This is a genomic window from Streptomyces sp. NPDC007808, from assembly GCF_042868655.1.
In the GTDB taxonomy this organism is placed as follows: domain Bacteria; phylum Actinomycetota; class Actinomycetes; order Streptomycetales; family Streptomycetaceae; genus Streptomyces.
The window spans coordinates 228779-241590 of record NZ_JBIAEQ010000007.1 but is presented as its reverse complement, the minus strand read 5'-3'; the positions used below and the strand labels follow the sequence as shown (position 1 = coordinate 241590).

The following is a 12812-nucleotide window of genomic DNA, read 5'->3' as shown; positions in this document are numbered from 1 at the left end:
ACGGGGGTCCTCGGATCGTCCGGGAGGGCACGCCGGGGCGCGGTCCCGGCCGTATTGACACCGCACTGGTCCAGACCGCACGGTGATCCACGACGCACCTCCACCGACCGCCGCCACCCCGGAGGACACCGCATGAGCGACAGCACGCCGGCCGACCAGTTCTTCGACGCCGCGATCGCCCTCCTCCAGCGGGTACGAGCCGACGAGGCCGAGAACATCGAGGCGGCCGGCACCCTGCTCGCCGACACCGTGGCCGCCGGAGGCCGGCTCTTCGCCTTCGGCGCCGGTCACTCCTCCCTGGCCGCCCAGGACATCGTCTACCGGGCGGGCGGCCTCGCCCTGATGAACCTGCTCGCCGTCCCCGGCGTCGTGGGCGTCGACGTCATGCCCGCCACCCTCGGCTCCGCCCTCGAACGCGTGGACGGCCTCGCGAGCGCGGTCCTGGACACCTCACCCCTGCGGGACGGCGACGCCCTCGTGGTCATCTCCCTGTCGGGCCGCAACGCCCTCCCCGTGGAGATGGCCATGCGCGCCCGTGCCCTCGGCGTCAGGGTCATCGGCGTGACCTCGGTGGCGTACGCCGCCGAGACGTCCTCCCGCCACGTCTCGGGCACCTACCTCAAGGACCACTGCGACGTCGTCCTGGACTCGAAGATCGCGATCGGCGACGCGGAACTCACCCTCGACACGATCCCCGCCCCCTTCGCCCCGGCGTCCACGGTCGTCACCACGGCCCTGCTCCAGGCGGTGATGGCCACGGCGGCGAGTTCCCTCGCCGGGCGCGGCATCGAGCCCCCGCTGCTGCGCTCGGGCAACGTCGACGGCGGCCACGACTGGAACAGCCGGGTGTTCGAGCAGTACGGCGACCGCATCTACTACCGGCAGTGACCACGGGCGGTGCGGCGACGGCGCGGCTGCCCGCCTCGCTACTCCGCGCCCAGCGCCCCCGCCAGATCCAGTGCGGAGGCGATCCGTACCGCCACGTCCTCCGCGTACACCGCGTCGGCCCGCTCGAACGCGCTCCGGCCGGCCCCCCGCAGAAACGTGACGACGCCCAGTGTCCGGCCCCGGCTGCGCAGCACCGCGCACAGCGCGTGGACCGTGTCCGAGGGCCACTGCCGGCTCGCCGCCCACTCGCGGGCCCGCTCCGCGGGAACGTCCCCCGCGTCGGCCCGTACCGACCCGCTCCGGGTCACGCACTGCAGCGCCGGGTGCCCCTGGGCGTAGCGCACCGGGAGCCCGGACTCCCCGCCGGGGAGGCTCGGCCCGGGTGCCCCGGAGGGCGTCCCGGCGACGCGCACCAGCCGTACCGGACCCGAGCCGGCGTCCGTGTCCGTGTCCGTCACGGCACCCCCGACGACCCGGTCGATGAGCGCGTGATCGGCGAACCCGGCCAGCGCGAAGTCGAGATGGACGGTCGCCGCCTCCGTGGGGTCCTCGCACTCGGCGGCGGCCCGCGCGGCCCGGTGCAGCTGATTGGACCGGAACCGCAGCAGCGCCGCCTCCTGCTCGCCCTGCTTGGCCGCGGTCACGTCCTGGAAGAGCCAGCCCACCCCCAGCGGCACCGGCTCCTCCGCGAGCGGCGAGGCCAGCCGTACGAATCCGCAGCGCCAGCACCGGCGCCGCTCGCCCTCCGGCGTCCGCACGCTGACCCAGATCTCGGCGGGCGCGGGCGGGGCGCCCTCGGCGAGTACGTGCGTGAGCGCGCTCTCCAGCTCCTCGACCCCCTGGGCGAGCAGCTCCCCGAGGGGTCGCCCGAGCACGGAGGTACGCCCGATGCCCAGCGCCCGGGCCGCGTGGGCGTTCACCACGGCGGGCCGCAGATCCGCGTCGACGAGCACCACGGCCCACGACGCGTCCTCGAACAACGCCTCGCTCAGCGCGATGGACCGCTCCAGGTCGATCTGCGCGTGCACCTCGCTGAAGGCGCAGTACACCCCGGCGGGCTTGCCCTCCGGCCCCCGTACCGCCGCCGACTGCGTCCGTACGAGCACCCGCCCGCCGTCCTTGGTCAGCAGGGCGAACTCGTGCACCTGCCGCCCGGGGGCCTGCATGGCGGACATCAGCCGGGTCTCGACCTCCTCGGCGTCGGCCTCGCGCACCGCCCACCCGGCGAACCCGTGCCGGCCCACGGCCTCGGCCGCGCTCCAGCCGAGGATCCGCTCCGCCTCGCGGTTCCAGTGCGTGACGACGCCGTCCGCGTCGAAGGCGCACAAGGCCGCGTCCATGCCGTCCAGCAGCGCGGCCAGCAGATCCGAACCGCCTGCCGAACCCTCCGTACCAGCCGCCGAACCGTCCGGACCGTCCCGTTCGGGTTCGTCCGGCCCCAGCTCGTCGGTGGTCCCACTACGCCGGGAAGCACTCACCTGGACCCCCTGCCAGCTGCGTCCGCACGTACGACGCGTCCGTTCGCCCACCAGCAATCATCTAACTGGAACGTGACGCAGCGCACACCAAGTTCCCCAAGATTGAAGGAATCGTTGTACCGCCCGCCACGTACCACGTCCTTGCCGGGCGTACACCTCGCTCCGCCCTCGACGGGACGCCGGGTGACCTGCGCGGACAGGTGCGGAGAAAAAAGTGGTTGATCGGGGGCCGACCGCTTCCTAGTGTGTGGAGCACACGAGAAGGGAGGTGGTTCGGCAGATGTATGAGAACCGGACGCGTGAGGTGGCTGCGGGCTAGCGGCCCGTCACCCCACCCAGTGCGGTGCCGGACCAGCATGTGACAGATGCGTGCAGCCGGCCCAATCCCAAGCAGTCACCCGACCCGCGAGTTCGCCGGCACGTCCGGCCGGCTCCCCCGCCACCGGCGGAGGGACCCGAGCTCGCGGGTCGTCTGCGTGCGCGGCCGCCGTCTCGGAGACCGAGCGTCTCAGGGACTGAGTGCGTCCAGGACCGAGCGTCTCAGGGACCGATCGCCTCAGGGACCGGTCGCCTCAGGGACTGAGCCGCTCCACCCGCCAGCTCCCGTCCTGCTCCGCCACGTACCGAAGCCGGTCGTGCAGCCGGTTCTCGCGGCCCTGCCAGAACTCCACCTCCCGGGGCGCCACCCGGAAACCGCCCCAGTGCGGCGGCACCGGCACCTGCTCGCCCTCGGGATAGCGCGCGGCCAACTCCGCGTAGGAGGCGTCCAGTTCGGCCCGGGACGGGATGACGGTGGACTGCGGACTGGCCCACGCGCCGAGCTGGGAGCCGTGCGGGCGGGTGCGGAAGTAGGCGGCCGTCTCGTCACGGCCGGTCCGCCGCGCCACGCCCGTGACGATGACCTGGCGGGCCATGGGGTGCCAGGGGAAGAGCAGGGAGACGTAGGGGTTCTCGGCGAGGTCGCGGGCCTTGCGGGAGTCGTAGTTGGTGTAGAAGACGAAGCCCTGCTCGTCGAACTGCTTCAGCAGCACCGTACGGGAGCTCGGGCGCCCCTCGGCGTCGGCCGTGGAGACGATCATCGCGTTCGGCTCGAAGAGGTGGGCCTCCGAGGCGGCCTGCTTGAACCAGCGCGCGAACTGTTCCACCGGGGTGGCGGCGAGGTCGTTCTCGGCGAGGCCCTCGGCCCGGTACTGCTTGCGCATCGCGGCGGGGTCGAGGGGGACGGCGTCTCGGTCGGTCACCCGGTCATCTTGCCGTATGCGACCGGCGCCGTACGGAGCGGTGTCCTTCGTCACTGCCTGGCACTGAGTGCCGCAAGGTCTCCCCAAATATGACACTCGGGGATATCGTGCTGATGCCGGTGCGGTTGGATGACCGCCAGCCGCACGGGGCATCACACGGGTACGCCCAGGACCGCGAGTCCGTCGAGGCCCGGCATCCGACCAGCCCGGACGCCGAGTCCGTGACCGTGGATCCACCAGGCGTACGTGCCGTCCGTGCCGACCGACATGTGGTCGTCCCACCCACAACCATCTGTCGCCCACCTCACGAGGAGCCGCCTGATGTCCGACTTCGTACCCGGACTCGAAGGAGTCGTCGCGTTCGAGACGGAGATCGCCGAACCGGACAAGGAGGGCGGCGCGCTCCGGTACCGAGGCGTCGACATCGAGGACCTGGTCGGTCACGTCTCGTTCGGAAACGTCTGGGGGCTGCTCGTCGACGGGGCCTTCCGTCCCGGTCTGCCGCCCGCCGAGCCGTTCCCGATCCCCGTGCACTCCGGTGACATCCGCGTCGACGTGCAGTCCGCCCTCGCCATGCTGGCGCCGGTGTGGGGTCTGAAACCGCTCCTGGACATCGACGAGGAGCAGGCCCGCGAGGACCTCGCCCGGGCCGCGGTGATGGCCCTGTCCTACGTCGCCCAGTCCGCGCGCGGCCAGGGTCTGCCCATGGTTCCGCAGCGCGAGATCGACAAGGCGCAGTCCGTCGTCGAGCGGTTCATGATCCGCTGGCGCGGCGAGCCCGACCCCAAGCACGTGGCCGCGGTCGACGCCTACTGGACGTCCGCCGCCGAGCACGGCATGAACGCCTCCACCTTCACCGCCCGCGTCATCGCCTCCACCGGCGCCGACGTGGCCGCCGCGCTCTCCGGCGCCGTAGGGGCCATGTCCGGCCCGCTGCACGGCGGCGCCCCGTCCCGCGTCCTGCACATGATCGAGGAGATCGAACGCACCGGCGACGCCGAGGCGTACGTGAAGCGGACCCTCGACAAGGGCGAGCGCCTGATGGGCTTCGGACACCGCGTCTACCGCGCCGAGGACCCGCGTGCCCGCGTCCTGCGGCGCACCGCCCGCGAGCTCGGCGCCCCGCGCTTCGAGGTCGCCGAGGCCCTGGAGAAGGCCGCCCTGGCGGAGCTGCACGCCCGCCGCCCCGACCGGGTCCTGGCCACGAACGTGGAGTTCTGGGCGGCCATCGTCCTGGACTTCGCCGAGGTCCCGGCGCACATGTTCACGTCCATGTTCACCTGTGCCCGTACGGCGGGCTGGTCGGCCCACATCCTGGAGCAGAAGCGCACCGGCCGCCTCGTCCGCCCGTCCGCGCGCTACATCGGTCCCGGCCCGCGCGACCCGCGCGAGGTCGAGGGCTACGCCGACATCGCGCACTGACTCCCGGCCCTGTGGCGGGCCGGGCATCACGCGGGGCCGACCGGCTCCGCGTGATGCCGCCCCGCGGCCGGCCGGGCCGCCACCGTGGTCGGCCGCCGCCCCCTCCTGTCGGTGTCCGTGACCGCGGAAGCGGCACACGGAACGTGACTGATCCGCTCCGCACGTATGCTGGGGCGGCTGCGGCATCCCGCCATCACCCGTGCCCACGGGGCGAGTTACGGCCTGCGGCGATCGTCACGTCCCCCGGCATGAGGATGAGAACAGGTGCTGATAGCGGGTCGCTACCGGCTGCACGAGTCGATCGGGCGCGGTGGGATGGGGGAGGTCTGGCGGGCGTACGACGAGACGCTCGCGCGGCAGGTGGCCGTCAAGCTCCTGCTGCCCCAGGACTCCGACCCCACCGCCACGTCCCGGTTCCGGCTGGAGGCGCAGACCGCGGCGCGGATCGACCATCCGAACGTGGTCGGCGTCCGGGACTTCGGTGAGTTCGAGAACCGGCTGTTCCTGGTGATGGAGCTGGTCGACGGCGACAGCCTCGCCCGGGTGCTGGCGCGGTCGGGGTCACTGCCCGCGGAGCGCGTGGCCCGTATCGCCGCGCAGGCCGCCGCGGGACTGGCCGCCGCGCACCGGGAGGGGATCGTCCACCGGGACATCAAGCCCGGGAACCTGCTGCTCGACGCGGACGGCACCCTCAAGATCGGTGACTTCGGGATCGCCCGCTTCATGGACGACCCCGGAGCCGCGCTGACCGCGACCGGGCAGATCGTCGGCACCAGCCTGTATCTGGCCCCCGAGCGCGCGCTGGGCAAGCAGGCGGGACCGGCCTCCGACGTGTACGCCCTGGGCTGCGTGCTCTACCAGCTGCTGACGGGCCGCCCGCCGTTCCAGGCCGACTCCGCGGTCGCCATCCTGCACCAGCACCTCGACGCCGTACCCGTGCCGCCCCGCGAGCTGGGCGTGCCCGGCTTGCCGCCCGCCTTCGAGAACTACCTCCTCGGCCTGCTCGCCAAGGAGCCCGAGCACAGACCCGCCGCCCAGCAGGCGGCCGACTGGTTCGCCGGCGGCGCCTGGCGGGGCCGTCCGGAGCCGCTGCCGGACGCGAACGCGACGGCCCCGCGGCGGACGGCCGCCGTGGCGTCCGTGCCCGGGTCGCAGCAGCTCGGGGAGACCAGCAACCCGACCACCTACATGCTGCCGTCCGGCCGAGGCGCGACCGCCACCGGCCGGCCCCGTTCCCGATCCCGCGGCCGGCGGTCCGCGCCCGTGGCCCGGCGCACCCTCGTCACGGCCGCCGGAGCGCTGCTCTTCGTGACCGCGATGCTCCTCGGCATGCTGTGGTTCACCCCCGACACCACCGGATCACAGGGCACGAAGTCCGAGGCCCCGCCCGGTCCGAGCGCCTCCGCCTCCGCTCGGCCGTCCGGCCCGCCCCCGACGACGCCCCCGGTCCCGGCCGCCGCGACGAGTACCCCGCAGGACGACCGGCGGGCCGAGCAGCGGGCTGAGGAGCGGGACCGCGAACGGCTGCGGGAGCAGGAGCGGCAGCACGAGCGGCAGCGCGAGACCTGGCAGGACGACGACGGCGAGGAGGACGACTGACCGTCGGCCGTGCGCGGGTCGGAGCCGCAGAGCCTGCCGCACATGGAGAGCGCGCGGTGACCGCCCCCATGCCCGCACCGCAGCCGCCCGCCACTGACACCGGGCTCAGCCCAGCGCCTCCTCCAGCAGCACCGCCCACTGCGCCACCACCCGCTCGCGGCGGGCCGTGTCGTCGGTGAGGAGGTTGGCCAGGCCGAGGCCGCGGGCCATGTCCAGCAGGCCCTGGACCGTTTCCCGTACGCCGGGCCGGGACTCGTCCGCGCCGAGGAGGTCCACGGCGATGCGGTGGGTCTCGCGGCCCACGCGGGCCTCCAGCTCGGTGACCCTCGGCCCCAGCTGCTCCTCGTTCGAGGCGGCCACCCACAGGTGCAGGGCGGCGCGGAACAGCGGGCCCGTGTAGAGGTCGACCAGCGCCGACACCACCGCCCGGCGGTCTTCGGCCACGCCCTCGGGGAACAGGGCGCGCAGGGCCGTCGAGCGCTCCTCGGCGACGTACTCGACCGCCGCCGTGAAGAGGTCCTCGCGGGTCGGGAAATGGTGCTGGGCGGCGCCGCGGGAGACGCCGGCGCGTTCGGCGACGACGGACACCGTGGAGCCCGCCCAGCCGTGTTCGGCGAGGCAGGCCACGGCGGCTTCCAGGAGCCGTTGCCGGGTGGCCCGGCTGCGGTCCTGCTTGGGCACACGGTCCGTACGCTCCGCGCGGTCGCCGACTGTGCTCACACCACCCATTCCGGATCCCGTCTTTCGAGGAAGGCCGTCATCCCCTCGCGGGCCTGCGCCGAGGAGAACAACCGGGCCGAGAGCGCGCTCAGGTCGGCCGCGTCCCGGTCGAAGGTTTCCAGCACCTTAGCCGTGAGCAGCGCCTTCGTCTCGGCCAGGGCCCGGGGCGCGGCCCGGCGCAGGCCGTCCAGGACGGGGGCCAGCGTCGCGTCGACGTCGTCGCCCGCCGCGGTCAGCAGGCCGATGCGGGCCGCTTCCGGCGCGCCGAGGCGTTCGCCGGTGAGGTAGTAGCGGGCCAGGGCGCGGGCGTCCGTACGGGGCAGCAGGGGCAGCGAGATCACCGCGGGGGCGACCCCGATGCGGACCTCCGTGAAGGCGAAGGTGGCCTCGGCGGACGCCGCCGATATGTCGCAGGCGGCCAGCAGGCCGAGGCCGCCCGCGCGTACGTGGCCGGTGACCCGGGCCACGACCGGTTTGGGCAGTGCGACGATCTGCCGCAGCAGGGCCACCAGCGCCTCCGGGGGTGGCGGGTCGCGCAGGTCGGCACCGGCGCAGAAGGTGTTGCCGGTGTGGGTGAGGACGACCGCGCGTACCTCGGCGTCCTCGGCACAGTCCGCGAGCGCCCCGGCGAGTTCGTCCACCAGGGCCGCCGAGAGAGCGTTGCGGTTGTGCGGGGAGTCCAGGGTGAGGGTCTCCACCGCACGCGCGCGGGCACGGCCGATCAGCGTCATGGGCTCTCCTCCCGCACCCGCAGTTCGCGGCGCAGTATCTTGCCGGACGCGGCCCGCGGGACCGCGTCGATGAAGGTGACCTGGCGGACACGCTTGTAAGGGGCGACGCGCTCGGCGACGTACATCCTGACCTCTCCTTCGCAGAGGCCGGTCGCGGTGGGCCGGCGCACCACGTAGGCGTGCGGGACCTCGTTGCCGTCGTCGTCGTAGGTGCCGATCACCGCCGCGTCCGCGATGTCGGGGTGGGTGAGCAGGAGGGCCTCCAGTTCGGCCGGGGCCACCTGGAAGCCCTTGTACTTGATGAGCTCCTTCACCCGGTCCACGATGAACAGCCAGCCGTCCGCGTCCACGTACCCCACGTCGCCGGTGTGCAGCCAGCCGTCGGCGTCGATCATGGCGGCGGTGGCGTCGGGGCGGCCGAGGTAGCCCTTCATGACCTGCGGGCCGCGGATGAGGATCTCGCCGGACTCGCCGACGCCGAGATCCTTGCCGGGGTCGTCCAGGGAGACGATCCGCATCTCGGTGCCGGCGATGAGCCTGCCGACGGTTCCCGCGGGCGCCTCGCGCATGGCGTCCAGCGGGACGACGTGCGTGCCGGGGGACAGCTCCGTCATGCCGTACGCCTGTCCGACCGGTGGCAGGCCGAGGCGCTGGGAGCAGGCGGTCGCGAGCCCCGCGTCCAGGGGTGCGGCGGCGCTGACGACGTACTTCAGGGACGACAGGTCGTACTGAGCGACCAGCGGGTGCTTGGCGAGGGCCAGGACGATGGGCGGGGCCACGTACAGGCCGGTGATGCGGTGGTTCTGGATGGCCGCGAGGAAGGTCTCCAGGTCGAAGCGGGGCAGGACGACGACCGTGGCGCCCACCCTCAGGGGCGCGTTCATCAGGGCGGTCAGCCCGTAGATGTGGAAGAAGGGCAGCACGGCGAGGATGCGGTCGCCGGGTCCGGCCGGCATGGCGGACTCCAGCTGGGCCAGGTTGGTGGCGATCTGGCGGTGGGTGAGCATCACGCCCTTGGGGACGCCGGTGGTGCCCGAGGAGTACGGCAGCGCGGCGACGTCCGCCACGGGGTCGATGTCCACCTGTGGTTCCGGTGCCGCCGAGGCCAGCATGTCGATGAGCGACCGGTGGCCCGGCGCGCTGTCGCAGACGAAGATCTCCTGGACGCCGCCCGCGAGTTCGGCGGCCCGGCGCGCCGACTGCAGCAGCGGGGAGACGGTGACGATCCAGCGGGCCGCGGAGTCCTTCAGCTGCTTGGCGAACTCCTCGGGGGTGGCGAGCGGGTGCACGGTGGTGACGCAGGCCCCGGCGCGGGTGGCGGCGTAGAACGCGGTGGGGTAGGCGACCGTGTTGGGGCTGTGCAGGGCGAGGACGTCACCCTTGCGCAGGCCGGCCTCGGCGAGCGCGGCGGCGATGCGCCGGTGGAAGCGGTCGAGCTGCTCGTGGGTGAGGGTGGTGCCGTCGGTGCCGTCGATGAGCGCGGGCGCGTCACCGAACTCGGCGGCCCGGCCCAGTACGGCCTCGTGGATGGGGAGTTCTACGGCCGGGACGTCTGCGTACTCGCTGCGGAACATCGTTCCTCCTCGCGACCGGTACGACACGGTGCCGGTCAGTACGACTTGGGCAGGCCCAGGGTCTGGTGGGAGACGTAGTTGAGAATCATCTCCCGGCTCACCGGGGCGATACGAGACACGCGCGCGGCGGTTATCAGCGAGGCGAGCCCGAACTCGCGCGTGAGGCCGTTGCCGCCGAGGGTGTGCACCGCCTGGTCGACTGCCTTCACACAGGCTTCCCCGGCCGCGTACTTGGCCATGTTGGCGGCCTCGCCCGCGCCGACGTCGTCCCCGGCGTCGTACGAGGACGCCGCCTTCTGCATCATCAGGCGGGCCAGTTCCAGGTCGATGTGAGCCTGGGCCAGGGGGTGCGCGATGGCCTGGTGGGCGCCGATGGGGGCGTTCCACACGGTGCGCTCGCGTGCGTACTCGACGGCACGTGCGAGGGCGTACCGTCCCATGCCGATCGCGAAGGCGGCCGTCATGATGCGTTCGGGGTTGAGGCCGGCGAAGAGCTGGAGCAGGCCGGCGTCCTCGTCGCCGACCAGTGCGTGCGCCGGGAGCCGTACGTCGTCCAGGGTCAGCTCGAACTGCTTCTCGGCGGCGTCGAGTTCCATGTCGATCCGGCTGCGCCGGAACCCTTCGGTGTCCCTCGGGAGGATGAACAGGCAGGGCTTGAGACGGCCGGTGCGGGCGTCTTCGGTGCGGCCGACTATCAGGGTGGCGTCGGCTATGTCGACGCCGGAGATGAAGACCTTGCGGCCGGTGAGCAGCCAGTCTCCGGAGTCCGGATCGCGGCGGGCGGTGGTGGTGATGCGGTGGCTGTTGGATCCTGCGTCGGGTTCGGTGATGCCGAAGGCCATGGTGCGGGTGCCGTCGGCGAGACCGGGGAGCCAGCGCTGTTTCTGCTCGTCCGTGCCGAAGCGGGCGATCACTGTGCCGCAGATCGCGGGGGACACGACCATCATGAGCAGGGGGCAGCCCGCGGCGCCCAGTTCTTCGAGGACGATGGAGAGTTCGGAGATTCCACCGCCTCCGCCGCCGTACGCCTCCGGCAGGTTGACGCCGAGGTAGCCGAGCTCGGCCGCCTCGGACCAGAGCTGCTCTCGGTCGTAGGTGCGGCCGTGGCGCTTGCCCAGGGCGGCTACCGCCGACCGTAGGGCCCTGTGCTCCTCGGCTTCGAGGGTGGGGTGCATGGCGTTCCTTCCCGGGTGCGGGTGGTGTGTGGTTGCTCGCGCTCACGCGGCGGTGGGCGCACATGGGTGCGGCCCCGCGCCCCTAGGAGGCCGGCTGCACCACGGCCAGCAGGGCGCCGACCGTCACCTGTTGCCCGGTGGCGGCGTGCAGAGCCGTCAGGGTGCCCTCGCTCGGCGCCGTGATCTTGTGTTCCATCTTCATCGCCTCCAGCCAGAGCAGGGGCTGTCCGGCGCGCACAGCGGCTCCCACGGCCAGACCGTCGGCGACGCGTACGACCGTCCCCGGCATCGGCGCGAGCAGCGAACCCGGCGCGAGCTGAGCCGTCGGGTCGGGGAAGCGGGGCAGGGCGGTCAGCACAGTGGTGTTCACGTAAATCCGGTCGCCGTACCTCGCCACCTCGAAGTTCCTTCGCACGCCGGCCGCTTCGAGGACGACCAGCGCGGCATCGGCATGGACGACCCGCACCCCTTCCGCCTCCAGGCCCGCACGACCGTGCCGGTAGCGGACCTCGACCTCCTCGCCCGCCATCTCGTAGCGCTTGACCTGCGGCTGGGACGGCACGTTGCGCCAGCCGCCGAAGCGGGAGCGGCCGTGGGCGTCGGCGAGGGCGGCGGCCAGGGCAACCAGAGGTGGTCGCGCAGCGACTCCGTCGAGGGCGGTGGTGGGAGACGGGCGGGCGTACGGGTCGTGGGCCGGCCGGGTCAGGGCGGCGAGGTGGCGGTCGTAGAAGCCGGTGTCCATGCGGGCGGACGTGAACTCCTCGTGCCGCAGGGAGCGGACCAGGAGGTCCCGGTTGGTGAGCGGGCCGTGGAGGGTCGCCCGTTCCAGTGCGCCCGCGAGCTTGCGGACGGCCGCCGCGCGCGTGGGGGCGTGGGCGACGAGCTTGGCGAGCATCGGGTCGTAGTGGACGCCGATGTCGTCGCCGTCGCTGAAGCCGGTGTCCAGGCGGACGCCCTCGGGTACCGCGAAGCGGTGCAGGGTGCCGGTCTGCGGGGCCCAGTCGTGAGCCGGGTCCTCGGCGTAGAGGCGGGCTTCCACGGCGTGGCCACGCGCGGGTGGCGGGGTGTCGGCGAGGGCGTGGCCTTCGGCGACGCGCAGCTGTTCGGCGACCAGGTCGATGCCGAAGACCGCTTCCGTCACCGGGTGTTCCACCTGGAGGCGGGTGTTCATCTCCAGGAAGTGGGCCCTGCCTTCGGCCACCAGGAACTCGACGGTGCCGGCTCCCACGTAGTCGACGGCACGGGCGGCGCGTACGGCCAGGGCGTGCAGTTCGTCCGTGAGCGCCTCGTCGAGCCCGGGTGCCGGGGCCTCCTCGATCACCTTCTGGTGGCGGCGCTGGAGGGAGCAGTCCCGGGTGCCGAGGGCCCAGACCGTGCCGTGGGTGTCGGCGAGGATCTGCACCTCGACATGGCGGCCGTTCTCGACGTACGGCTCGACGAAGACCTCGCCGTCGCCGAAGGCGCTCGCGGCCTCGGAGCGGGCGCTCTCCAGGGCGGCGTCGAGTTCCTCCAGGCGGCGCACGACGCGCATCCCGCGCCCTCCGCCGCCCGCGGCCGCCTTGACGAGGACGGGGAGGTCGGCCTCGGTGACCTCGCCCAGGGGGGCCAGCCCCATCAGCTCCTTCGCCCGGGTCTTGGACGCCATCGCCTCGATGGCCTCCGGCGGCGGGCCGATCCAGACCAGTCCCGCGTCGAGGACGGCGCGAGCGAAGTCGGCGTTCTCGGAGAGGAAGCCGTAGCCGGGGTGCACGGCGTCCGCGCCGGACGCCACGGCCGCCTTCACGATCAGACCGGCGTCCAGATACGTGTCGGCCGGCGCCGTTCCCGGCAGCCGTACGGCCGTGTCGGCCACGCGCGCGTGCAGGGCGTTCGCGTCGGCGTCCGAGTACACGGCCACCGTCCGGATTCCCGACTCACGGCAGGTGCGGAAGACGCGGCAGGCGATCTCGCCCCGGTTCGCCACCAGAACAGAAGTAATCATTGC

The 12812-nt window shown here is 73.0% G+C and carries 10 protein-coding genes; 3 read left to right on the top strand and 7 right to left on the bottom strand.

The window, feature by feature from the left end; genetic code table 11:
* The first annotated feature begins 132 nt into the window (after window positions 1–132).
* Window positions 133–888, top strand: a complete 756-nt coding sequence (locus ACFYNL_RS26615; RefSeq protein ID WP_388807512.1) for an SIS domain-containing protein — start codon at window positions 133–135, stop codon at window positions 886–888.
* Between the two features lie 38 nt (window positions 889–926).
* Here ACFYNL_RS26615 and ACFYNL_RS26610 read toward each other — a convergent pair whose 3' ends face one another.
* Both ACFYNL_RS26610 and pdxH read right to left on the bottom strand, forming a co-directional pair.
* Window positions 927–2366: a PAS domain-containing protein gene (locus ACFYNL_RS26610; RefSeq protein ID WP_388807511.1), complete on the bottom strand. Its 1440-nt coding sequence runs from the start codon at window positions 2364–2366 to the stop codon at window positions 927–929.
* 572 nt (window positions 2367–2938) lie between these two features.
* Window positions 2939–3607 carry a pyridoxamine 5'-phosphate oxidase gene (gene pdxH, locus ACFYNL_RS26605; protein WP_388807510.1) on the bottom strand — a complete coding sequence of 223 codons (669 nt, stop codon included), beginning with the start codon at window positions 3605–3607 and terminating at the stop codon, window positions 2939–2941.
* A 321-nt stretch (window positions 3608–3928) separates the two neighbouring features.
* On the opposite strand from pdxH, the gene ACFYNL_RS26600 reads away from it, so the two are divergent.
* Both ACFYNL_RS26600 and ACFYNL_RS26595 read left to right on the top strand, forming a co-directional pair.
* Entirely contained in the window at window positions 3929–5029 is a 1101-nt protein-coding gene (locus ACFYNL_RS26600) for a citrate synthase 2 (protein ID WP_388807509.1), read from the top strand.
* 264 nt (window positions 5030–5293) lie between these two features.
* Entirely contained in the window at window positions 5294–6628 is a 1335-nt protein-coding gene (locus ACFYNL_RS26595) for a serine/threonine-protein kinase (protein WP_388807508.1), read from the top strand.
* A gap of 105 nt (window positions 6629–6733) precedes the next feature.
* On the opposite strand, the gene ACFYNL_RS26590 is transcribed toward ACFYNL_RS26595, so the two are convergent.
* The 5 genes from ACFYNL_RS26590 to ACFYNL_RS26570 form a co-directional block, all read right to left on the bottom strand.
* Window positions 6734–7357, bottom strand: a complete 624-nt coding sequence (locus ACFYNL_RS26590) for a TetR/AcrR family transcriptional regulator (RefSeq protein ID WP_388807507.1) — start codon at window positions 7355–7357, stop codon at window positions 6734–6736.
* Window positions 7345–8079 carry an enoyl-CoA hydratase family protein gene (locus ACFYNL_RS26585; RefSeq protein WP_388807506.1) on the bottom strand — a complete coding sequence of 245 codons (735 nt, stop codon included), beginning with the start codon at window positions 8077–8079 and terminating at the stop codon, window positions 7345–7347. Before ACFYNL_RS26585 ends, ACFYNL_RS26590 begins: the two co-directional genes overlap by 13 nt.
* Complete coding sequence (locus tag ACFYNL_RS26580) at window positions 8076–9653, bottom strand: 4-coumarate--CoA ligase family protein (RefSeq protein WP_388807505.1); 1578 nt, start codon at window positions 9651–9653, stop codon at window positions 8076–8078. The genes ACFYNL_RS26585 and ACFYNL_RS26580 overlap by 4 nt, the downstream gene beginning before the upstream one ends.
* A gap of 35 nt (window positions 9654–9688) precedes the next feature.
* Entirely contained in the window at window positions 9689–10828 is a 1140-nt protein-coding gene (locus ACFYNL_RS26575; RefSeq protein WP_388807504.1) for an acyl-CoA dehydrogenase family protein, read from the bottom strand.
* An 82-nt stretch (window positions 10829–10910) separates the two neighbouring features.
* Window positions 10911–12809, bottom strand: a complete 1899-nt coding sequence (locus tag ACFYNL_RS26570) for a biotin carboxylase N-terminal domain-containing protein (protein WP_388807503.1) — start codon at window positions 12807–12809, stop codon at window positions 10911–10913.
* Between the last annotated feature and the right edge of the window lie 3 nt (window positions 12810–12812).